Below are 20,927 nucleotides of genomic sequence, written 5' to 3'. Positions count from 1 at the left end.
CCCTAGATATTGTCATGTTTTGCCTGTGAGGCAGATACAAAAAGAAAATCCTACTACCTTTTTTTTCTATGAAAATCAGGCCGCCGACTGACCTACAGAAAGCTGCAGTAAGTAATGCTCAAGCTCTGAATCGGTTACAATTTCAAAATCTGTAAACAAAGCTACAGGCTTAATAGTTTTACCTGCCCCTTGCTCTAAGCGTACAAACCCTTTTTCACTCAGTGTCTTCAGTGTATTTGAAAGGTTTGATTTAGCGCGCCCAGTTAACTCTGATAATTGAGTTAAGCTCTCAGGTCTCTCAGAGTCCATCAAACGTAATAACTCGATATTCTCAGGGCGAAGGATTTGAGAGATAGCATTAATGGATGTATACCAAACCTTTGCCTCATTCTTCTGAGGTTTATATTTACCTTGAGCAATTGCTAGTAATCTCATACGAATGAGCTTTTCAGACATAATTCCGATTCTTGCTTTCATACTATTTACCCTCAATTGCAATGATAGTTTTGTCTATACCCGAAAAGAAGTCCTGTAGCAAAGCGTAGCAATCAGAAAACTCATAAGGTGTACCTTGATCAACTGCAGATTTATGCAAATGATCGTATTCATAACGTTTACCACTGAACTTCTTACCTTTCGGCGGTTTTACAGCATGAGCATTATCATGCCCAAACACACGTTTATTGTATTTATTGTGTAAAGTCAGATTATATCGAATACCATGAGGCCGCTCTTTAGTTGGAGGCACAACCCAAGCTTCAATTTTCCACCAATACCCATCATCCCGATGAACTTGCTCACCATGCATACTCAATAAGACGTCAATCTCATCCAAGGGGATCACTCCAAAACAATGTTATGAGCAGAGTATAACATCCAATATGAATTGTGTGAAATATGAGTCATTGATAATGAATTTACATAGAAAAAGGGCTCAAATGAGCCCTTTGTTTTATCGAGTTAATTGGACGTTATTTCCCTTCGGCATCCGCAACCATTGCGATTGCCAGTGCTTCTGCCGCTTTGATGCCATCGATGCCTGCTGACAAAATCCCACCAGCGTAACCTGCGCCTTCACCTGCTGGGTAAAAGCCTTTTAGGTTGATGCTTTGATAGTCTTTACCGCGCTTGATGCTAATTGGTGAAGAAGTGCGTGTTTCTACCCCTGTTAGTAAGCCGTCTGCGGTGGCAAAGCCTTTGATCTTTTTATCAAAGGCTGGAATTGCTTCACGAATTGCTTCAATGGCATAGTCTGGTAGCGCTTTTGAAATATCCGTTAGTTTGATACCGGGAGTAAACGATGGCGCAACTGAACCGATAGCACTTGGATCGTTACCTTTTAGGAAATCACCAATCTTTTGCGCTGGGGCATCGTAGGTTTCGCCACCCAGTTTATACGCGCCAGATTCCAATTCACGTTGTAAACGAATACCGGCTAATGCATCACCTGGATAATCTTCTTCTGGTGAAATGCCCACTACAATCGCACTGTTGGCGTTACGCTCTGCGCGTGAGTATTGGCTCATGCCGTTAGTCACAACGCGGCCTTCTTCAGACGTTGCCGCCACTACCGTACCGCCGGGGCACATACAGAAGCTATAAACAGTACGACCATTTTTACAGTGGTGAACCAATTTGTAATCTGCCGCGCCAAGAATTGGGTTGCCCGCATTTTTACCAAAGCGCGCTTCATCAATCATGGATTGTTTGTGCTCAATACGGAAACCAACAGAAAACGGTTTTGCTTCCATGTACACGCCGCGCTCATGCAACATTTCAAAAGTATCACGCGCACTGTGGCCCACAGCCAGTACCACATAGCGAGAGTTGATAGTCTCACCATTTGACAGGGTGACGCCAGTCAGTTGTCCATCTTGCATGTGCACATCATCAACTCGAGTACTAAAGCGAATCTCACCGCCTAGCTCGATGATTTTTGCGCGCATTTTTTCAATCATGGTGACCAGTTTAAAAGTACCAATGTGTGGCTTGCTGACAAATTTGATTTCTTCTGGCGCGCCAGCATCAACAAATTCGTTAATCACTTTACGGCTGTAATGCTTAGGATCTTTTATCTGGCTGTATAGCTTGCCATCAGAGAAAGTACCTGCGCCGCCTTCACCAAACTGCACGTTAGATTCTGGGTTAAGATTACGCTTGCGCCAAAAACCAAAAGTATCTTTAGTGCGTTCGCGTACTTCTTTGCCACGCTCAACGATAATAGGGTTAAAGCCCATTTGAGCTAGAACTAAACCGGCAAATAGACCACAAGGACCAAAACCAATTACCACCGGGCGCTCAGTTAGGTTCTCTGGCGCTTGAGCAACAAACTTGTATTCCATATCAGGAGTCATTTTAACGTGCGGATCTTCGCTAAATGCTTCAAGTAATGGCGCTTCATTATCAACCACTACATCCAACGTGTAGATCAATAGAATCTTTGATTTTTTACGAGCATCGTAGCCACGTTTAAAGATATTAAAAGAGAGAATGTCTTCGGCAGTAATACCCAGTTTTTTGACGATGGCAGCTTGAATCGCTTCTTCTTCGTGATCTAAAGGAAGCTTAATTTCGGTTAAACGTATCATATTGATGTCTCGTAGTTGGTGTCATAGCAAGTGGGCAATTATATCGACCTAAAATCGATGAATAATTGGGCACTCTCGCTCACAATGGCGAGGATTTTACGTGAACTTAGCAGGGCTGTCATATTAATTAAGATCTGAGCTCAATTATTTACTCCTCGCAGAGAAGCTTAGTTTACTCGCAAATTATCGGTTGTAATTGATCTATCAGCTAAGATTAGATGGATATTTTAGATCGCGATATTGTATTTTTATCTGGTATCCGTATCATCCTCACCGGAAAATTGACTACTGAGAGTTCATCATCATGGCGTTTGTCGTAACAGATAACTGTATAAAATGTAAATACACTGATTGTGTGGCGGTATGCCCTGCGGATGCATTTTATGAAGGGCCTAACTTTATGGTGATAAGCCCTATAGAGTGCATTGACTGTGGATTGTGCGTACCAGAATGTGACGCTCAAGCTATCTTCCAAGAAGAAGATCTTCCGCCTGATCAAGAGGTTTATATTCAGCTAAACGAAGACCTAGCGGAAGTATGGCCTAACATCACAGAAGTTAAGCCAGCCCTGCCCGATGCCGATGAGTGGAATGGTGTACCGAATAAACTCGATATGCTGGAAAAATAACATCAGAAAATAGCGTTCATAATTTATCTAACGCTATTTCTCTAACTCACAAGCTCTAATTCACAAGCCCTAACTCACCAGCTCTAGCTATTTTGGCGACGGATATTATCTAAAATGATGCCCGTTGCCATGGCAACATTCAAAGACTCCGCACCACCAAATGCAGGAATGGTGACTTTATCTGTCACATACTGCGCAGCCGCCTCACGCACACCGTGAGATTCACTGCCCATAAGCAAAATACCTTCAGCAGTAAACGCCTTACTATGGGTGCTTTCCCCTTCCAAAAATGCGCCATATATTGGTAAGTCAGTTTGCTGTAAGTAGCTTGGTAAATCTAACTGACTGACACAAACTCGGCCAAAACTGCCCATGGTGGCACTGATGGTTTTTGGATTGTAAGGATCAGCGCAATCAGTACTAGCGATAATATGTTTAATGCCATACCAATCGGCAACGCGAATAATCGTGCCTAGGTTACCCGGATCGGATACCCCATCCAGTGCAATCATCAAGCCTTGCGCTTTTGGCACTTCAACTGTTGGGATTTCTACAACCGCAATCGCCGCATTATTGCTGACTAGCGTGCTGGCTTTAGTCAACTCATCCAGCGAGGCTTCTACACAATCAAAAGCGCTTAATGTAGCGCTGTTTTCTGCCAAGAATTCTGCTGTAGCAAAGACGGTTTTAACCACTAGCGGGCTGCCACTTAATTCAAGTACGTTCTTTTCACCTTGCACCAAAAACAGGCCGTGAGCTTTACGCTGTTTCTTTTGTCCCAAGGCGCGAAGAAGTTTAATTTGGTTTTTAGAAATCATTATTTTTCCACTCTATTAGCTCTATCACCACAAGCAAAGATCGATAACCCCAAGCAAGTTACTTGAGGTGATCCCATGAAATATTGGAAAGCAGTCGGCACGAATCACACTTAAAGTGGAACATGTCATGTAAAGGCTCATCTAAAAGCCATTCACCACCGCACTTAGGGCACTTTCGTTGTTTCTCTAATGCCAAGCTTTCGCCGCCAACTCGATACAAATAATAGTAAGTCGGGATCTTAGTGATGTATTCAAGACGGCCACGTAAATCCCAGCCGCGACGATAGATGTCACTTTCAATAGAGGTTAACTCACGCAGCGACGCATGCTCCGCTTTACAACCACCCGCCATTTGCAACTCATCACAAGCCTGCCACTCAGTTTGCCACTTTACGATAGACTTATGATCGCCATTTAATGTCGGTGGGTTACGATACAGTGGAATCGGCATAAAGGTGTCGCCGCTTCTTAGTGGTGAGCAAGTGTGTACGTAAGTGGTGTACAGAATCTGCCAATTCGGCTCACTCTCTTCCGAGGTTTGTTCTGAGTTTAGATCTTGACCTAAAATGCGTATTTTGGGTGTTAACACGCCCGCTTCTGATAATTTAGCTAAAGAAAAACGCACAAAATCAGAATGGTTTCTTGGGTGTAGACTGTCTTCTTCTGGGCAGACGCAGCGCAAACTAAAAGTGGCCTCATCCATCGCCAAAGGAAATTCTCTACCCAAAACTTGGCCATTAAAACGCAGGGCTTCCATTAGCCCATTAATGGCTTTTTCTACTGCGGTCAAAGTCGTGTTTTCAAAGCACTCAAACTGCATTTCACAGACGAACATATTAAACCTCTACGTCCAAGCTTTGTAAAAACTGTTGCAAGTTGTCGGTCAGTACTTCTCGCTTGCTAGTGCCCAGCGTTTCAAGAACCACATTACCGGTCAGGTTACACACCGAAATTACATCAAGATCAGAATCAATCGCGGCAATAAAGACCGTTGGTTTGATCTTTAAACGACGCTGAGTAACCAAGTGACCTAGGATATTTTCTTGTAGGCGCACAAAGTCTTCATCACTCCATATTTGCAGTAATGTCAGCGGCTTTCCTTTCCAACTCATGGTTAGATCAGCGCTATAGTGACCGCTATAAAATTCTTTGATATCAGAATGAATCTCAAGCTCAATGCCTTTTTCGACATTAGAAAAGTCAGCAAGTTGCTCTCTTTGTATTGGCTGCCAATACACTTCCCCTGATTTACTCTCTACGATACAAGGTGAAGCAACGCCGACTAGCTCTGAGCTGGTTGGCAAAGTGCCGTACTCTTGCTCGAAGGTTTTAAGGTATTGTTGGTGAATCGAGCTAAGTGCATTGGTAATAGAATTGGACATAAGTAACCCTACAAGCGTTCCGTTGATGACATCTAAGTATCTATTCAGTAAAATTCCACACATTCTACTCTATAACGCAGTGTAAAATGAGCAAATATTCAGACGCAAAAGAGCTTGCAGGCCTAACCCTTGGACAAAAGACGCAATATTCGTCTCAATATGATCCAACGCTATTGCAACCCGTACCAAGAAGTCTAAACCGAGATGATCTACAACTTGGCGAGACCTTGCCATTTAAAGGCCAAGATATTTGGACTTTATATGAGCTTTCTTGGCTCAATAGTAATGGTCTACCGCAAGTAGCGGTGGGTGAAGTTGCAATCCCTGCCAGCAGCCCAAACCTGATTGAATCTAAATCATTTAAGCTGTATCTCAATAGCTATAATCAAACGCAATTTTCTAATTGGGATGAGGTGCAAAAGCAGTTGGTTTGCGATCTTTCTATATGCGCGGGTAGTGATGTCAGCGTGACTCTTAGTAAAGTACAAGACTTCAATCAACAACCCATTGTTGATATGCAAGGCGATTGCATTGATGAACAAGACATTACTATTACTGAGTATGAATTTAGCGCTGACTATCTAAAAAGCAGTGTTTCTGATGACTCACAAGAAAATATCAGCGAAATACTGCATAGTCATCTTTTAAAATCGAACTGCCTAATCACTAATCAACCTGACTGGGGCAGTGTTGAAATTCGTTATACGGGCAAAAAAATCAATCAAGAAGCATTATTGCGTTACCTAGTCTCTTTTAGAGAGCATAATGAATTTCACGAACAGTGTGTTGAGCGTATCTTTACTGATATTACTCGCTACTGTCATCCAGAATCTTTATCTGTGTATGCCCGTTACACTCGAAGAGGTGGTTTAGATATCAACCCTTATCGCACCGGTTTGAATAGTAACGATTGCCACCCTGACAATACATTACGCTTGGCGAGACAATAACTATGCTTCCTTTATTCAGGTTCGTTGCGCTTTGGTTGCTGGTCATATTCGCCCTGCCAGCAATAGCCGATGATAGCAACACAGGTCTCACAAAGAGCCTAATCGATGCTAGACGATTAGTTCGCATCACGCCGTTGCAATCTAAAAACAAAGCAAGGACGTACCTGAATAATATAAGCAACCCCAGCCACCAAGAAAACTACTCAACTAGCCCAGTAAAAAGGGAAATGACCCCGATTTCCAAGGCTAATAATAAGATCTATGCTTATCAAACAATCGGTATTGCCGATTATATCCTGGGTAATTATCGCTCTTCATTATCAAGTATTGACCGAAGCATCTCTATCGCTGATGCTCACCACCTTGTGGTTAGGGAAACTGAGTCTAAAATCTTAAAAGTAAGCCTTTTGTGGAAGATGACTCAAGACATACGCAAAGTAGAAGCTCCGTTAAAAAGCATTGAAGATAAGCTGAATGACTCTCACATCAAGGGGGCTAAAAAAGATCGCCTTGAATATCGACTCAGCCTAACTCATGCAAAGATTTATTCAGATTTAGGCAAAAATGAAATAGCGGAGAAAAGTTTTATCGATGCCAAAAGGCACGCTAAAGCACTCAGTTCTTACGAGGAAGGCTTAGAAGCCAGCTTACAACTAGGTAAACATTATCTTAAAATTCATCATCTTAGCTCTGCACTAAAGGAACTAATTGAAAGTTATTGGTTAGCGATTGGTAAAGATGATGCTCAATATATTGCACGAGCGAATAACCTTCTTGCCGATTTATATTTTGAACGCCAGATTTATGCAAAAGCCCAAGAGCATCTGTCACAAGCTGCAAGTTATTATGGTAACTATGACCAGTCTCCACTATTTGCGACAGTCCTTAGAAAATTAGCGGATGTGTATTTTATTCAAGGTCGCTATAACCTTGCCTTAGTCCATTACTTTAATGTTTTGGATTTAGAACTGGCAGAAAAAGACTTAAATAAAATTATTGAACTGCGTTTAAAGCTTACCGAAACTTATCTCAACTTATATAACTTCACCCTCGCACAGCGCTATTTAAGCCGTGCAACAGAATTACTTGATTACACAGATATTAAAGCTCAACGCATCCAAGCGACGCTGCTGACAGCCAGGCTTGATTTCTTGAAAAAACAACCTGAAAAAGCAGAGAAATTAGCGCAAGATGCACTACAAAGCGCACAACAATTAGACAACAAAGAGATTCAGCTTAAAGCACTTTCTTTATTGCATCGTATTACTAAATCTATTGATAAAGACACAGAATCTTTGCACTACCTTGAAGAGTACAATCAATTAACCGCCATTAATTTAGAAGACAAAAATGATTTACTCAGTCGCACCTTCCTTGATCAAGTGACTTCCATTGAGCAATCTCTTCATTATAAAGATCAGGCAGGAGAGTTTACTGTTCTCAAAGAAAATTACAGTAAAACCAAAACGCTCACTTTGTTTCTTGGTATTTTCTCTACGGTGTTATTCTTCTTACTTGTGGTGAACTCACGACGTTCAAATCATAAGCAGCAACTTTTAGATGAGCTGAGTAAAGAGCTGTATACCCACCCTCGTTCTGGCTTGAAAAACCTAAGAATGCTGACTCAAAAACTACCTGACTCTTTAAATCGTTCAACAATGAACTACGAGCAATGGCGCTTTGGGCAACTCATCGATGAACCACTCAACGATCGTCTTAAATTTGCCTTAATTGATATCCCCATGCTGACAGATATTTATACTAAACACGGGTATAAAGTGGGACGTGCTGAAGAAAAAGCCTTTGGTGAACATATTTCAAATTGCCTCACAGCAGGCTCACGCTTGTATCATTTATCCGACAGAAGCTTTTTGTACATTGAGCCCAATCCAGAGAAGCTTCATCAGCCTGAGCTAATCTTTGAGCAATTTAAGCAGATCATCAATAGCTTTGAAACCAAATATGACGTTAACCGCATGCTTAGTGTCAGCATTGCAGACTACCCATTTTTACCAAGAGCCTATACTGCAATCAATGATGAAGACCTGATAGACCTTCTATTATTAGCTTCTGACATCTGCACTACCTTGGTACAAATGGAAGATAAAAGTCAGTGGGTTTCCTTTACTGCTATTCCATTAGCGCCTGCCGCTTATTTTGCTCAAGATAATATGCGTCAATCTTGTTTAAATGCCATTCGCAACGGACTTATCAAAGTTCATACTTCTGGTAATGAAGATAATCTGACCATAATCTTAGAGAGCTCAGCAAAAGATGAGTCGCTAGAATAGCAACCGTACCGCCTTTAATTTATTCATTTTATTAGAGATTCTCATTGCTATTGCTACTCATAGCTCTACTATTAAAATGAAGTGAAACTGACTATTTACCTCTAATGGTCAGTTTACTGCGTATAAAGTGAGCTTGAATTATAAGTTCACTATCTACCTGACTCAGCAATTTTCATCTCTACTAATATCACTTCATGAGTCTGGTAGTTGCTATCAATAAGGAGCCGATATGATAACAACGATCAATCCTGTAGGAAGCATGGATCTTCTATCTCAACTCGAAGTTGAGCGCCTCAAAAAAACTGCTTCTAGTGAGCTCTACGCCCTCTATCGTAACTGCACACTGGCCGTACTCAATTCCGGCAGTCATACCGATGACAGTAAAAAGCTCCTCGAACAGTACCTATCATTTGATGTGAATGTCTTACAACGAGAACGAGGTATTAAACTTGAGCTGAACAACGCCCCAGAAGAAGCGTTTGTTGACGGCACTATCATTAAAGGTATCCAAGAGCATCTATTTTCCGTGTTGCGAGACATCGTGTTTGTTCACATGAGCATGGCGCAACATCAAACCTTAAATTTAGATAATCCAGTACACGTAACCAATCTCGTATTTGGCATTTTACGCAATGCCAAAGTCTTAATTCCCGGCATAGAACCCAACTTAACCATTTGTTGGGGCGGACACTCCATTAGCGAAAATGAATACCAATATACGCGCTTAGTCGGTCATGAATTAGGGTTGCGAGAGCTTGATATCTGCACCGGCTGTGGTCCGGGTGCAATGGAAGGCCCAATGAAAGGTGCCGCTATAGGCCACGCTAAACAGCGTCACAAACAAAGTCGTTATATTGGCTTAACTGAGCCATCAATCATTGCCGCTGAGCCGCCAAACCCTATCGTTAATCAGCTCATTATCATGCCTGATATCGAAAAACGTCTTGAAGCCTTTGTGCGAATTGCTCATGGCATTGTCATCTTCCCTGGCGGTCCGGGTACAGCAGAAGAACTGCTGTATGTGCTTGGTATTATGATGCACCCCAAAAACTGTAATCAGCCCTTACCTATCGTGCTAACAGGACCAAAAGAGAGCGAAGATTATTTTCGTTCTATTGATCAATTTATTCACGATACATTAGGCAAAGAGGCTCAAAAGTATTACCAAATTGTGATTGATGATCCTGCCAAAGCGGCGCGCATTATCAAGCAAGCAATGCCTGCGGTAAAAGAGCATAGAAAACACAATGAGGATGCCTACAGCTATAACTGGTCGCTGCATATTGATCCTGAATTTCAAATGCCCTTTGATCCGACTCATGAAAATATGCACAATTTAGACCTTCATTTAGATCAACCACCTGAGGTTTTAGCGGCTAATTTACGTAAAGCCTTTTCCGGTGTTGTTGCCGGAAATGTAAAAGCGGAAGGCATACGGGAAATAGAGAAAAAAGGGCCTTTTATCATTGATGGTGATAAAGAGCTGATGAAAAAAATGGACACTCTGTTAGGGGATTTTGTTAAACAACAACGAATGAAGCTTCCCGGTTCAGACTATGTTCCTTGCTACAAAGTACAAACCTCAGATTAAATAAGCATAAAATTAAACAGTTAAAGAACTTTTCGATACAATGGGGCTACGGCCCCATTTTTTTGTTAATTTTATGTCTATACACTTGGTTATCATTGATGCTCTAAACCTGATTCGCAGAGTGCACTCAGCGCAACCTGATGAAACAGATATTCAGAGAACCATAGACACCACTTCTCGAACTCTAAAACGTATTCTTAACGAAACTGAGCCAACTCATATCATCGCGGTATTTGATCACCACCAGCAAGTTCGAGGCTGGCGTGAACAGCGTTTTGAGCAGTACAAACAAAACCGCAAACCCATGCCAGAGCCTTTAGCTCAAGGTCTCGATAAAATCCAGCAAGCATGGTGGGATCTTGGCATCGACTCGCTACTCTCTGATGGGGATGAAGCAGATGATCTTGTGGCTACTCTTGCGGTTAAGCTTGCTCGTCAGCAACACCAAGTGACGATCATTTCAACCGATAAAGGCTACTGCCAGTTGCTCTCACCATCACTGCGTATTAGAGACTACTTTCAACACCGTTGGTTAGATCAGGCATTTGTTGAAAAAGAGTTTGCGGTCAAGGTATCACAGCTAAGTGACTATTGGGGATTGACTGGAATTAGTGGTACAGGGCTCAGCGGTGTTCCGGGAATAGGACCTAAAGCGGCCAGAGAAATCTTAGAGAGTAATGACACTCTAGAACAAGCCTTTGCCAATCAACAACTGCCAGAAAAGTATAAGAAAAAGATAGCTGGGAATGAGGATCACGCTCTAATGTGTCGCGAGCTTGCCGCTTTAAAAATCGATCTGGAGCTTGGGTTTAACTTACAAGATTTGCGTTGGACAAAACCATCATCCTGATCAGTAATCAGGATGACAGCTTAACGTTATTTTTTACCAGCCCAAATTAGTATGAGCTTGAATATGAACCGTAATTTCTTCACGGTCATGATAAAGGTGTTTAGCTTGCAAAGTGAACTTGATACCATTTTCTTTTAAGAAAACTTTAAGGTTATCAATGTCACCTAACACTTCATCATAACGGCCTTTCATTGGCAGTTTTAAGTTGAAGATGGCTTCTTTACACCAACCTTGAATCAACCACTCCCCCATTAACTGTGCAACGCGAGATGGTTTTTCAATCATGTCGCACACCAGCCAAGTGACATTTTTACGAGGTGGTTCAAATTTAAAACCATCCACTTGCTGATGCTTCACTTGACCGGTATCCATTAAGCTTTGCGCCATCATGCCGTTATCAATTGCGTGTACAAACATAGAGCGTTTCACTAATTGATAAGTCCAACCACCTGGACATGCTCCTAGATCCACAGCCCACATGCCAGAAGCCAGTCTTTCTTCCCACTCATTTTTAGGAATAAACACATGAAATGCTTCTTCCAATTTAAGCGTTGAACGACTTGGTGCATCCGCTGGGAATTTAAGACGAGGAATGCCCATAAAGAACTGAGAGTTATTGCTTGGGTAAGAGTACCCAACATAACATTTACCCGGTTCAACAAAGCACAAATGCATTACAGGCTTTTTAAAGTTATCTTTCTTGTACAGTAAGCCCTTGCCGCGCATTGCTTGACGCAATGGTACAGTAAACTTACGACAAAACTTGAGAAGCTCTTTCGCTTCATTGGTATCTGGCGTTTCAACGCGTAAATCACCACAAGTTGGAATCGACTTTTTCTCAGTCAATGCCTCTAGAATAGGTGAGATACGATCCTCGACCGGAAGATCTTCAAAATCAGCAGCAACCGCAAACATTTGACGAGCAAAAATCAACGTTTTGAAGTCAATCTCACGAACCAAACGGTCAGCGTCACCCTCGGTGTAGCACTCAAATAAAACATAACCGCTGTTACGCTTTACGCGTGGAAAGCCAAACACTTCAATGTTGTTTGCCTTGTCTTGAATCTCACCCGCACAATCTTTTTCAAAGCCTGCACGGCAATACAAAATAACCTGTTTCAAGTTAAACCTCGTTTCAGTGCGCTGAATATTTCAACGCGCGACGCTGATGCGTCAAAATTGATTAATCTTGGCTAATGGAAGGAACACCTTCGCTCGCCGCTATACTGAGCATCCAATCTCTAAATGTTGCAATACGTCCAACATCGGCTTGTTTCTCATGACAAACCACATAAAAAGCATTTTTACTTATCAGTACTTCATCAAATGGACTGATCAAACGCCCTGCTTCAATCTCTGGCTGGGCTAATACATTATTCCCCAGCGCAATACCTTGCCCGTGAGCTGCTGCCTGCAATACCATTGTCGAATGGCTAAAGATAGGACCGTAATTCACATTGATATCGTTTAAACGATGCTGCCTAACAAACTGCTTCCAATCTTTACGTGACGTATCATGCAATAGAGTGTGTTCGGTTAAGTCTTCCAGTGAGCTTAGTGGTTTATGACTGTCTAGCAAGCGCGGTGCACAAACTGGAATTAAGTACTCTTGGTACAGTTTATCTGCTCGCAGTCCCGGCCAATTACCTCGACCATAATAAATCGCGACATCAACATCATCGGTCAGCGAACCATCATCCATATCCACAGCTTTGATTCGAACATCAATATCAGGCTCTTGAGCGTTAAAATCCGCCAACCGTGGTACTAGCCATTGAATCGCAAAACTCGGTTGTAAGCTGATTGTCAGCGAACCTTTTTCACTGCGCTCAAGTACCTTATCGGTTGCTTCAGACAATGCAGTAAAAATATCTTTAATATCTAAAAAGTAACTCTGGCCTTCTTCTGTCAGCAATAAAGAGCGATTACGTCGTCTAAACAGCTTTAAACCTAAGTACTCCTCAAGCGCTTTAACTTGATGACTCACGGCTGCCTGCGTAACAAATAGCTCTTCAGCCGCGCGAGTGAAGCTTAAATGGCGGGCGGCGGCTTCAAAAACCTTCAAAGATTTCAGTGGGGGTAGTCGTCTTGCCATACACTCTTATCTGTCATTAGTTTTTCTTATGTGAAACATTATAAATTGTCCGTTGTTGAACAGCCAGAGAAAATCTATATTGCACCCAACGCGAAACGGGTCTAAACGGCATGCCTTTGGCATTGACCCCTATCTGCGATGTTGTGTTTGTGGGCTCTTGTTGAGCTCGGTAGTTTCTACCAGTGCTTGGATCATACTCCAAGCACACTTCTAATTTAACGGACTTGTCTGTCATTTACACCGCTCTTTTGAGCGGTGTTTTTTTTTGCCTAAATAAAAATAAAGGCCGGAGTCAAACTGGCTGACACCGACCTATAAATTTATATATGGGCAAATTAAGGGCGATAAACCTTAACGTTGCTAAAGCCTTGCTCTTGTAAGTACAGCGCTTGTAAACGACTCATCACGCCGCGATCGCAGTACAACAAGTAAGTTTTAGACTGGTCTAAGTCGCCAAACTTAGTTGCTAATTTAAAGAATGGAAGATGTACAACTTGTGTATTTTCAATCTCTAAAGGATTGGCATCTTCTTCATCTGGGCTACGGATATCCAAAACAACCGCGTTTTCTTCTATTGCGGTTACTTGTTCAATTTCCGGAGCTTGCTCTAAGCTTTCTTTCTCAATATCACGGATATCCATAACACGAGATTCATTAACAACTCTATCCAAAACAGAGAAATCAAATCGAGCTTCTTGAGCTTCAAGTTTCGCTTTAACCGCTTTAACTGTTGGCTTGCGAGAAATAACGCCACAATACTCTGGCATCACTTTAGCAAAGTCTTCCGTACCAATGATGCGGGAAAGATCGATGATGTCTTCTTTATCCCAGTTAATCAGCGGGCGCAAAATTAAAGAGTCTGTTACGCCATCAATATGACGTAGGTTAGTCAATGTCTGACTTGAAACCTGACCCAGAGCTTCACCGGTAACCAAGGCTTCAATTTTAAAGCGATCGGCAATCATGCCACCTGCGCGCATAAACATACGTTTAAGCACTACGCCCATTTGACCGTCTTCAACGTTTTCTAGAATCTCAGCCACGACTGGCTCAAAATCTACCGCAATAAATTTAACTTTTGCCGATGAACCGTATTTGTTCCACAGGTAGTGAGCAACTTGCTTAACGCCAATCTCGTGAGCAGGACCACCTAAATTGAAAAAGCAGAAATGCGTTTTAGAGCCACGTTTAATGTGTAGATAACTAGATACACCAGAATCAAAACCACCAGAAATAAGGCTAAGCACATCTTCTTGTGTACCAAGAGGGAATCCGCCTAAACCTTTATGACGCGCTAACACTTGGTTAAGTTTGTCATTGGCAACTTCAACATTAACCGTCACTTCAGGACGAGTCAGCTTAACTTTGGCACTCTCAACCGCTTGGTTTAAACCACCGCCAACATAACGTTCAAGTTCAATTGAAGTAAACTCATGCTTACCGCGACGCTTAGCGCGTACTGAGAAGGTTTTACCTTCAATGCGACTGCCGCTTAATTCAAGGACTTGCTCGTAAATATCATGCAGATCAGTAAAGCCAGTTTGTTTGACTTCTAAAGAGTGGTGAATACCCGGCGTTTGAGTCAAAATTTCCAGAACTTCTTGATAGTTATCATAACTATCAGAAGAAACCTCAATATGATCTCTACGATTGAATACCGCCACAGATTCAGTGCGACGTTGGATGATGATCCTTAAATTGCACTCCAAAATGCGTATAAAGCGTTTTTTTACAGAATCGCTTTTTACAAAAATTTCCGGATGTGGTTTTACGATAAACTTCATAGATAATTTCACTTCTGATTCGTCAATGGCTTCAGTCTAGCCTAAATTATTCTGCCACTGAGATAGCAAGGACAATTGAGGGCGACGAATTATATACCTATTTCAAGCAGAGTAAAAATAAAACAATATGGTAGGCAGTTCATTTATCTAGCAAAAAAAGCACTAAAGTTAGCGATAAAGCAGGATTTTTGACTGCGAAAATTGACCATCACTCTTGCCTGAGTTACCTTTCTCGGATCATAGCGTAGAAAAGAATGAATATGGCGACCAAAAAACCAGAGAATATGAGTTTTGAAGAGTCTCTTGCAGAACTCGATACAATAGTTAATCAGCTTGAACAAGGCGATCTTGAACTTGATTCTGCACTGAAAAATTTCGAACGCGGCATTGCACTTGCTCGTGCAGGTCAAACAAAGTTAGACCAAGCTGAACAACGTGTTTCAATCTTGATGGAAAATCAAGTTGAAGCGACCCCTCAAGATTTCAAATTTGAATCTGGCGATGACCCATTTTAAGCAACAACTTGAAAGCTATCAAAAGCGAAATAACCAACAATTAGAAACTTGGTTAGACTCTTTACATTATCAAGACAATAACCTGATTCAGGCAATGCGCTATGGACTACTATTAGGTGGTAAGCGAGCTAGGCCGTTTCTGGTTTATGCCACAGGTTCTATTTTTGGCCTTGATAGTAAAGCATTAGATACACCTGCATCGGCCATTGAGTGTATTCATGCCTATTCGTTAATCCATGATGATTTACCCGCCATGGATGATGACGAGTTGCGACGCGGCCAACCCACTTGTCATATACAATTTGATGAGGCAACCGCGATTCTTGCCGGCGATGCATTGCAAACATTAGCGTTTAGCATCTTGGCCGAAGGTCAACTAGCACCTCAAGCTGAAAGCTACCGCATTAAAATGGTGCAGAGTTTAGCCAGTGCATCAGGCGCTTCTGGTATGTGCTTAGGGCAGTCTCTGGATTTAGAAGCGGAAAATCGCTTAGTTGCATTGGATGAATTAAAGTTAATACATCGCAATAAAACAGGGGCTTTGATAAAATCAGCCGTTCAGCTCGGCGCATTAGCGGCCGGCGAAGCAGGTATTGAACAATTACCTAAGCTTGACAGCTTTGCTCAAAAAATTGGACTAGCGTTCCAGGTTCAAGACGACATATTAGACATTACCAGCGATACGGAAACTCTCGGCAAACCCCAAGGCTCTGATATTGCTTTGAACAAATCCACCTATCCATCGCTTCTAGGATTGGAAGGTGCACAAGAAAAAGCAGCACAACTGCTGGAACAAGCCCTGCAAGAGCTAGAGGCTATTCCTTATAATACAGAACTACTTGAGCAATTTGCTCGCTACGTAGTCGAACGAAAAAACTAATTTATTCACTTATCAGCGCGAAGACTTATGACACTTGATATCTCAAAATACCCAACATTGGCATTAGCCAACACGCCTGATGAGCTGCGTTCTCTTCCTAAAGAAACGCTCCCAACACTTTGTGATGAACTGCGAACTTACCTATTAAATAGTGTCAGCCAATCCAGTGGTCACCTTGCTTCAGGTTTAGGTACTGTCGAACTGACTGTCGCGCTGCATTACGTTTATAAAACACCGTTTGACCAATTATTATGGGATGTAGGGCATCAAGCCTACCCACATAAAATTTTAACAGGTCGCCGCGAACAAATGTCGACCATTCGTCAAAAAGACGGCTTGCACCCTTTTCCATGGCGAGGCGAGAGTGAATATGACGTGCTCTCTGTTGGCCACTCATCCACCTCTATCAGTGCCGCTCTCGGTATTGCTATAGGCGCGGAGAAAGAAGGTAAAGATCGTAAAGTAGTCAGTGTCATCGGCGATGGTGCAATCACCGCAGGTATGGCTTTTGAAGCGATGAACCACGCAGGTGACATTCACCCTAATATGCTAGTGGTACTTAACGACAACGAAATGTCGATTTCAGAAAATGTCGGCGCTCTTAATAACCATTTAGCGCAAGTTCTTTCTGGAAGCCTATACACTTCGATTCGCGAAGGGGGCAAAAAAGTGCTCTCTGGCGTTCCACCCATTAAAGAGTTAGTGCGTCGCACTGAAGAACATCTTAAAGGTATGGTCGTTCCTGGCACCATGTTTGAAGAGCTGGGTTTTAACTATATCGGTCCTGTTGATGGGCATGATGTGCTTGAGTTGGTCAAAACACTTAAAAACATGCGCCACCTGAAAGGCCCACAATTTCTGCATATTATGACCAAAAAAGGCAAAGGTTATGAGCCAGCAGAAAAAGATCCTATTGGCTATCATGGCGTACCTAAATTTGACCCTGCTGAATCCTCTTTACCTAAGAGCACAAGCAGCAAACCAACCTACTCAAAAGTGTTTGGTGAGTTCTTATGCGATATGGCCACAATTGATCCTAAGCTAATGGCGGTCACACCTGCTATGCGTGAAGGCTCAGGCATGGTGCGTTTTTCAAAAGAATTTCCTAAGCAATATTTTGATGTGGCTATTGCCGAGCAACACGCGGTGACTTTAGCAACCGGTTTAGCCATTTCAGGCAATAAACCGATTGTGGCCATTTATTCAACATTCCTACAGCGTGGCTACGATCAGTTGATCCATGATGTTGCGATTATGAATTTGCCAGTGTTATTTGCCATTGATAGAGCCGGGCTTGTCGGTGCAGACGGACAAACTCACCAAGGCGCTTTTGATCTTAGCTTTATGCGTTGTATTCCGAATATGACCATCATGGCACCAAGTGACGAAAATGAATGTCGCCAAATGCTCTACACTGGCCATCAGCATCAAGGCCCTGCTGCCGTTCGTTACCCAAGAGGTAAAGGCACTGGCATTAATATCGAATCAACCTTTACCGAGCTAGAAATAGGCAAAGGGCGCATTGTTCGACAAGGTAAAGGCAAGGTCGCTATCTTAAGCTTTGGTACTTTCTTAGCAAATGCCCTGCAAGCGGCAGAGCAATTAGATGCCACTGTTGCTGATATGCGTTTTGTTAAGCCTCTTGATCAAGCGTTGATCAAGCAATTAGCTGCTGACAATGATGTACTTGTAACCATTGAAGAGAATGTGGTTGCCGGTGGCGCAGGTAGTGGCGTGACTGAATATCTAATGTCACAGAAAATTGCTAAGCCAGTATTGAATCTTGGCCTTCCTGATTACTTTGTCGCGCAAGGTACGCAAGATGAAATGCATGCAGAGCTTGGATTAGACGCGCAAGGTATTCAGCGTCAAATTGAAGAGTATGTGAGTTTGTAGAGCCGAACCTAAATTTTCTAGGGCCTGGATTTCTGGGTCCTAGGTCCTAGAAATCCAGCCCCAGAACCCCAGCACCTAGAAACCTAGGTCCTTTCTCTTTCTAATACCAACCTAATACTGCGCCAAGTACCGCTAAGCTTATACCCGCCATTACACCCGCAACAATATCATCGATCATAATGCCTAGACCGCCATGCACTTGCTTATCTAAGTAGCTAATTGGCCATGGTTTTACCATGTCAAAGAAACGAAATAGAACAAAACCTGCAAGCAACCAATGCCAATCATTGGCCGGGATATTAAATATTGGTACCACCAGCATAGTGATCCAAAAACCGGCAAATTCATCCCACACGATAGATCCGTGATCGTGCACTCCCATGTCTTTAGATGCCACGCTACATATTTTTATACCAATGATACAGCTCAATAACACTACCACTGAATAAGCGGCAAGTGGTAATTGAACTAAGGCTAAATACAGTGGAATAGAAGCTAATGTACCCATAGTGCCAGGAATAATTGGCGATAGGCCACTACCGAATCCAGTAGCAAATAAGTGCCAAGGGTTATCTAACGAAATCTTATCAAGGGGATTGCTCATGAGTGTCTCTAAGTCGTTATTAATTAACAGCGGAAATGGTCAAAGCCCGCTACGTCTTTTTCAATTATTTGATTATTGCGCAATAACTGCAAAGTTTCAGCTTCGATGATCTCTCCCACCTCAGTGATTTCAATCTCAAGCTCGGTCGCGCATTGTTGCACCGACTCTACCAGATGTTGAGGAAGCGTAAAACAAAGCTCGTATTCTTCACCACTTTTAAGTGCATACTGCTGAGCGATCTCTTTGTCTAAGCAATATTCGATAAGCTCTTTAGAAACCGGAAGCTTATCTATATTCAGCTTAGCCCCTACTTTAGAGCGATTCATAATATGCTGAATATCAGAAACCAAGCCATCAGAAATATCAATGCAACTGCTGGCTTTACCTCGCAGCATCATACCTAATGCCACTCTAGAGGCAGCGCAGTAATGACGCTCTTCTAGGGTAGTGGCGTGCGCAAGAAGGCGTTTATCTTGTTCAAGAATTACCTCAAGCCCGGCATGGCTATCACCTAGCTGACCACTCACGAATATTTTATCCCCTACATTCGCTCCAGAGCGAAGCAGTGCCTCTCCTTTTGGAATAAAGCCATGAACGGTCAAGGTAATGCTTAAAGGGCCTCGTGTTGTGTCTCCACCAATCAGTTGCAGATTATGCGCATCCGCTAGCGGGAAAAAACCATCACAAAACTGCTTTAGCCATTTTTCGTCTGGTTTAGGCAATGAAATAGCCATCGACACCCATGCAGGTTCAGCGCCCATCGCCGCTAAATCACTAATATTAGAGGCTAATGCTTTGTGCCCTACCCACTTTGGGTCTGCATCGATAAGAAAATGAGTACCGGCAACCAATGAATCTGTACTGACCGCCACGAAACAGCCATGAGGCGCGCTTAAAAGAGCGCAATCATCACCAACAGAAAGCTCAACATCGTCCCGCTTTACCTTCTGATTAGCAAAGTACTTACTGATTAACTCAAATTCTCCGGCCACAATGACTCCATTTAGGGTTGGATACATACAAAAAAGGCCAGCAGAAGCTGACCTTTATAACGTTATTACTTCAATAATCTGGTTTGATTATTTTTTGTTTTTACGAAGTGATGGCGCGGCTTTATCAAGCACACCATTAACGAACTTATAGCTGTCTTCTGCAGCAAATACTTTCGCTAATTCAATCGCTTCGTTAATCACAACTTTATGAGGTACGTCTTCACGACGAGTCATCTCATAAATAGCAAGACGAAGAAGCGCTAGCTCCATCATATCCAAGTCCTGCATAGGACGAGAAAGGAATGGACGTAGCTTGCTGTCGAGCTCTTGGTGAGACAGTGCAACACCAGTCAACAGATCACGGAAGTATGCGACATCTGTTTCTTGTTCGTTCAGCGCTGGCTCATCAGCTTGGGTTTCTTCTTCCCCGTACTTTCCAGCGGACAAAAACTGTTCTTCTACAGTAGCGATATTCTCTTTAGTGATCTGCCAAGAATATATAGCTTGTAGAGCAAATTGACGTGCATTACGACGTGCGGCTGGTTTCACACTGGCCCCCATTAGGAATCGATTTCAGAAAGAACGTTGATCATTTCAAGCGCGCTGAGTGCTGCCTCTGCACCTTTGTTACCAGCCTTGGTTCCGGCACGCTCGATAGCTTGATCTATGGTATCAACAGTCAATACACCAAACGCAACTGGCAGACTATGCTCCAGAGACACTTGTGCAAGACCTTTATTACACTCACTACAAACATAGTCGAAGTGTGGTGTTCCACCACGAATAACACTACCTAAAGCCACGATTGAATCGTATTTTTCAGTACGAGCAACACGTTGAGCCACTAGAGGTAATTCTACCGCACCAGGGCAACGTACTACTGTGATATTTTCTTCGGCAACCTGTCCATGGCGCTTTAAGGTATCGATAGCACCAGACAGCAAGCTTTCGTTGATAAAGCTATTGAAACGCGAAATTACAATAGCAATTTTAGCATTAGGTGCTGCAAATCCACCTTCGATGACGTTCATAAGTTTTCCTTCAACTATCTTATGAATGAGAA

At 42.6% G+C, this 20,927-nt stretch carries 22 protein-coding genes; 8 read left to right on the top strand and 14 right to left on the bottom strand.

Features of this window, described 5'->3' with window-relative positions:
* Positions 1 to 75 precede the first annotated feature (75 nt).
* The 3 genes from A9260_RS03840 to A9260_RS03830 form a co-directional block, all read right to left on the bottom strand.
* Positions 76 to 477, bottom strand: coding sequence for an HVO_A0114 family putative DNA-binding protein (locus tag A9260_RS03840; RefSeq protein WP_068696384.1), 402 nt, complete (start codon positions 475 to 477; stop codon positions 76 to 78).
* A 1-nt stretch (position 478) separates the two neighbouring features.
* A complete protein-coding gene (locus A9260_RS03835; protein ID WP_068696379.1) occupies positions 479 to 835 on the bottom strand; it encodes a DUF6516 family protein in 357 nt (118 codons plus the stop codon).
* Positions 836 to 971: 136 nt separating this feature from the next.
* Entirely contained in the window at positions 972 to 2,588 is a 1,617-nt protein-coding gene (locus A9260_RS03830; RefSeq protein WP_068696376.1) for an NAD(P)/FAD-dependent oxidoreductase, read from the bottom strand.
* Positions 2,589 to 2,892: 304 nt separating this feature from the next.
* Here A9260_RS03830 and fdxA point away from each other — a divergent pair, with 304 nt between their 5' ends.
* Positions 2,893 to 3,216 (top strand): ferredoxin FdxA, encoded by a 324-nt coding sequence (fdxA, locus tag A9260_RS03825; RefSeq protein ID WP_068696375.1) that lies wholly within the window; start codon positions 2,893 to 2,895, stop codon positions 3,214 to 3,216.
* Between the two features lie 83 nt (positions 3,217 to 3,299).
* Here fdxA and A9260_RS03820 read toward each other — a convergent pair whose 3' ends face one another.
* The 3 genes from A9260_RS03820 to syd are packed head-to-tail and all read right to left on the bottom strand — an operon-like array spanning position 3,300 to position 5,416.
* Positions 3,300 to 4,034 (bottom strand): RNA methyltransferase, encoded by a 735-nt coding sequence (locus A9260_RS03820; RefSeq protein WP_068696373.1) that lies wholly within the window; start codon positions 4,032 to 4,034, stop codon positions 3,300 to 3,302.
* Positions 4,035 to 4,092: 58 nt separating this feature from the next.
* A complete protein-coding gene (locus A9260_RS03815; RefSeq protein ID WP_068696371.1) occupies positions 4,093 to 4,869 on the bottom strand; it encodes a Zn-ribbon-containing protein in 777 nt (258 codons plus the stop codon).
* Between the two features lies 1 nt (position 4,870).
* On the bottom strand, positions 4,871 to 5,416 hold the full coding sequence (gene syd / locus A9260_RS03810; RefSeq protein ID WP_068696503.1) for a SecY-interacting protein: 546 nt from the start codon (positions 5,414 to 5,416) through the stop codon (positions 4,871 to 4,873).
* An 86-nt stretch (positions 5,417 to 5,502) separates the two neighbouring features.
* Here syd and queF point away from each other — a divergent pair, with 86 nt between their 5' ends.
* The 4 genes from queF (at position 5,503) to xni (ending at position 11,098) form a co-directional block, all read left to right on the top strand.
* Complete coding sequence (gene queF / locus A9260_RS03805; protein ID WP_068696370.1) at positions 5,503 to 6,366, top strand: NADPH-dependent 7-cyano-7-deazaguanine reductase QueF; 864 nt, start codon at positions 5,503 to 5,505, stop codon at positions 6,364 to 6,366.
* A 227-nt stretch (positions 6,367 to 6,593) separates the two neighbouring features.
* Complete coding sequence (locus A9260_RS03800) at positions 6,594 to 8,657, top strand: tetratricopeptide repeat protein (RefSeq protein ID WP_231892564.1); 2,064 nt, start codon at positions 6,594 to 6,596, stop codon at positions 8,655 to 8,657.
* A 229-nt stretch (positions 8,658 to 8,886) separates the two neighbouring features.
* On the top strand, positions 8,887 to 10,248 hold the full coding sequence (gene ppnN / locus A9260_RS03795; protein ID WP_068696368.1) for a nucleotide 5'-monophosphate nucleosidase PpnN: 1,362 nt from the start codon (positions 8,887 to 8,889) through the stop codon (positions 10,246 to 10,248).
* 73 nt (positions 10,249 to 10,321) lie between these two features.
* The gene (gene xni, locus A9260_RS03790) at positions 10,322 to 11,098 is read left to right on the top strand and encodes a flap endonuclease Xni (RefSeq protein ID WP_068696367.1); all 777 of its coding nucleotides are present in this window, start codon (positions 10,322 to 10,324) and stop codon (positions 11,096 to 11,098) included.
* 33 nt (positions 11,099 to 11,131) lie between these two features.
* Here the strand turns inward: xni and rlmM are convergent, their stop codons facing one another.
* The 4 genes from rlmM to thiI form a co-directional block, all read right to left on the bottom strand.
* A complete protein-coding gene (gene rlmM, locus A9260_RS03785; RefSeq protein ID WP_068696366.1) occupies positions 11,132 to 12,220 on the bottom strand; it encodes a 23S rRNA (cytidine(2498)-2'-O)-methyltransferase RlmM in 1,089 nt (362 codons plus the stop codon).
* 61 nt (positions 12,221 to 12,281) lie between these two features.
* Positions 12,282 to 13,193, bottom strand: coding sequence for a transcriptional regulator GcvA (locus A9260_RS03780; protein ID WP_068696363.1), 912 nt, complete (start codon positions 13,191 to 13,193; stop codon positions 12,282 to 12,284).
* A 16-nt stretch (positions 13,194 to 13,209) separates the two neighbouring features.
* Positions 13,210 to 13,428, bottom strand: coding sequence for a hypothetical protein (locus A9260_RS03775; RefSeq protein ID WP_068696362.1), 219 nt, complete (start codon positions 13,426 to 13,428; stop codon positions 13,210 to 13,212).
* Positions 13,429 to 13,528: 100 nt separating this feature from the next.
* Positions 13,529 to 14,977, bottom strand: coding sequence for a tRNA uracil 4-sulfurtransferase ThiI (thiI, locus tag A9260_RS03770; RefSeq protein WP_068696360.1), 1,449 nt, complete (start codon positions 14,975 to 14,977; stop codon positions 13,529 to 13,531).
* 260 nt (positions 14,978 to 15,237) lie between these two features.
* Here thiI and xseB point away from each other — a divergent pair, with 260 nt between their 5' ends.
* From xseB to dxs, 3 genes are read left to right on the top strand one after another with little or no spacing between them, the layout of a single operon-like run.
* Positions 15,238 to 15,492, top strand: a complete 255-nt coding sequence (gene xseB / locus A9260_RS03765; RefSeq protein ID WP_068696357.1) for an exodeoxyribonuclease VII small subunit — start codon at positions 15,238 to 15,240, stop codon at positions 15,490 to 15,492.
* Positions 15,479 to 16,372 (top strand): (2E,6E)-farnesyl diphosphate synthase, encoded by an 894-nt coding sequence (gene ispA, locus A9260_RS03760; RefSeq protein ID WP_068696348.1) that lies wholly within the window; start codon positions 15,479 to 15,481, stop codon positions 16,370 to 16,372. Before xseB ends, ispA begins: the two co-directional genes overlap by 14 nt.
* A gap of 27 nt (positions 16,373 to 16,399) precedes the next feature.
* Complete coding sequence (gene dxs / locus A9260_RS03755; protein WP_068696346.1) at positions 16,400 to 18,268, top strand: 1-deoxy-D-xylulose-5-phosphate synthase; 1,869 nt, start codon at positions 16,400 to 16,402, stop codon at positions 18,266 to 18,268.
* A 100-nt stretch (positions 18,269 to 18,368) separates the two neighbouring features.
* Here dxs and pgpA read toward each other — a convergent pair whose 3' ends face one another.
* From pgpA to ribH, 4 genes are all read right to left on the bottom strand, one after another.
* Positions 18,369 to 18,872 carry a phosphatidylglycerophosphatase A gene (pgpA, locus tag A9260_RS03750; RefSeq protein WP_068696345.1) on the bottom strand — a complete coding sequence of 168 codons (504 nt, stop codon included), beginning with the start codon at positions 18,870 to 18,872 and terminating at the stop codon, positions 18,369 to 18,371.
* A gap of 23 nt (positions 18,873 to 18,895) precedes the next feature.
* Positions 18,896 to 19,864, bottom strand: a complete 969-nt coding sequence (gene thiL / locus A9260_RS03745) for a thiamine-phosphate kinase (RefSeq protein ID WP_068696343.1) — start codon at positions 19,862 to 19,864, stop codon at positions 18,896 to 18,898.
* Positions 19,865 to 19,951: 87 nt separating this feature from the next.
* A complete protein-coding gene (nusB, locus tag A9260_RS03740; protein WP_068696341.1) occupies positions 19,952 to 20,425 on the bottom strand; it encodes a transcription antitermination factor NusB in 474 nt (157 codons plus the stop codon).
* Positions 20,425 to 20,895, bottom strand: a complete 471-nt coding sequence (ribH, locus tag A9260_RS03735; protein ID WP_068696340.1) for a 6,7-dimethyl-8-ribityllumazine synthase — start codon at positions 20,893 to 20,895, stop codon at positions 20,425 to 20,427. The genes nusB and ribH overlap by 1 nt, the downstream gene beginning before the upstream one ends.
* Between the last annotated feature and the right edge of the window lie 32 nt (positions 20,896 to 20,927).

Origin of the sequence: Vibrio sp. UCD-FRSSP16_30 (genome assembly GCF_001676025.1) — a bacterium.
Taxonomy (GTDB): Bacteria; Pseudomonadota; Gammaproteobacteria; order Enterobacterales; family Vibrionaceae; genus Vibrio.
The sequence above is the reverse complement of the archived record's forward strand: the minus strand, read 5'-3'. Positions and strand labels throughout refer to the sequence as shown.

What these genes read in the sequence shown, in the direction of transcription:
- A9260_RS03840 (WP_068696384.1), bottom strand. Translation starts at nt 477, where the DNA reads ATGAAAGCAAGAATCGGAATTATGTCTGAAAAGCTCATTCGTATGAGA.
- A9260_RS03830 (WP_068696376.1), bottom strand. Translation starts at nt 2,588, where the DNA reads ATGATACGTTTAACCGAAATTAAGCTTCCTTTAGATCACGAAGAAGAA.
- fdxA (WP_068696375.1), top strand. Translation starts at nt 2,893, where the DNA reads ATGGCGTTTGTCGTAACAGATAACTGTATAAAATGTAAATACACTGAT.
- A9260_RS03820 (WP_068696373.1), bottom strand. Translation starts at nt 4,034, where the DNA reads ATGATTTCTAAAAACCAAATTAAACTTCTTCGCGCCTTGGGACAAAAG.
- A9260_RS03815 (WP_068696371.1), bottom strand. Translation starts at nt 4,869, where the DNA reads ATGTTCGTCTGTGAAATGCAGTTTGAGTGCTTTGAAAACACGACTTTG.
- syd (WP_068696503.1), bottom strand. Translation starts at nt 5,416, where the DNA reads ATGTCCAATTCTATTACCAATGCACTTAGCTCGATTCACCAACAATAC.
- queF (WP_068696370.1), top strand. Translation starts at nt 5,503, where the DNA reads ATGAGCAAATATTCAGACGCAAAAGAGCTTGCAGGCCTAACCCTTGGA.
- A9260_RS03800 (WP_231892564.1), top strand. Translation starts at nt 6,594, where the DNA reads ATGACCCCGATTTCCAAGGCTAATAATAAGATCTATGCTTATCAAACA.
- ppnN (WP_068696368.1), top strand. Translation starts at nt 8,887, where the DNA reads ATGATAACAACGATCAATCCTGTAGGAAGCATGGATCTTCTATCTCAA.
- xni (WP_068696367.1), top strand. Translation starts at nt 10,322, where the DNA reads ATGTCTATACACTTGGTTATCATTGATGCTCTAAACCTGATTCGCAGA.
- A9260_RS03780 (WP_068696363.1), bottom strand. Translation starts at nt 13,193, where the DNA reads ATGGCAAGACGACTACCCCCACTGAAATCTTTGAAGGTTTTTGAAGCC.
- A9260_RS03775 (WP_068696362.1), bottom strand. Translation starts at nt 13,428, where the DNA reads ATGACAGACAAGTCCGTTAAATTAGAAGTGTGCTTGGAGTATGATCCA.
- thiI (WP_068696360.1), bottom strand. Translation starts at nt 14,977, where the DNA reads ATGAAGTTTATCGTAAAACCACATCCGGAAATTTTTGTAAAAAGCGAT.
- xseB (WP_068696357.1), top strand. Translation starts at nt 15,238, where the DNA reads ATGGCGACCAAAAAACCAGAGAATATGAGTTTTGAAGAGTCTCTTGCA.
- ispA (WP_068696348.1), top strand. Translation starts at nt 15,479, where the DNA reads ATGACCCATTTTAAGCAACAACTTGAAAGCTATCAAAAGCGAAATAAC.
- dxs (WP_068696346.1), top strand. Translation starts at nt 16,400, where the DNA reads ATGACACTTGATATCTCAAAATACCCAACATTGGCATTAGCCAACACG.
- pgpA (WP_068696345.1), bottom strand. Translation starts at nt 18,872, where the DNA reads ATGAGCAATCCCCTTGATAAGATTTCGTTAGATAACCCTTGGCACTTA.
- nusB (WP_068696341.1), bottom strand. Translation starts at nt 20,425, where the DNA reads ATGGGGGCCAGTGTGAAACCAGCCGCACGTCGTAATGCACGTCAATTT.
- ribH (WP_068696340.1), bottom strand. Translation starts at nt 20,895, where the DNA reads ATGAACGTCATCGAAGGTGGATTTGCAGCACCTAATGCTAAAATTGCT.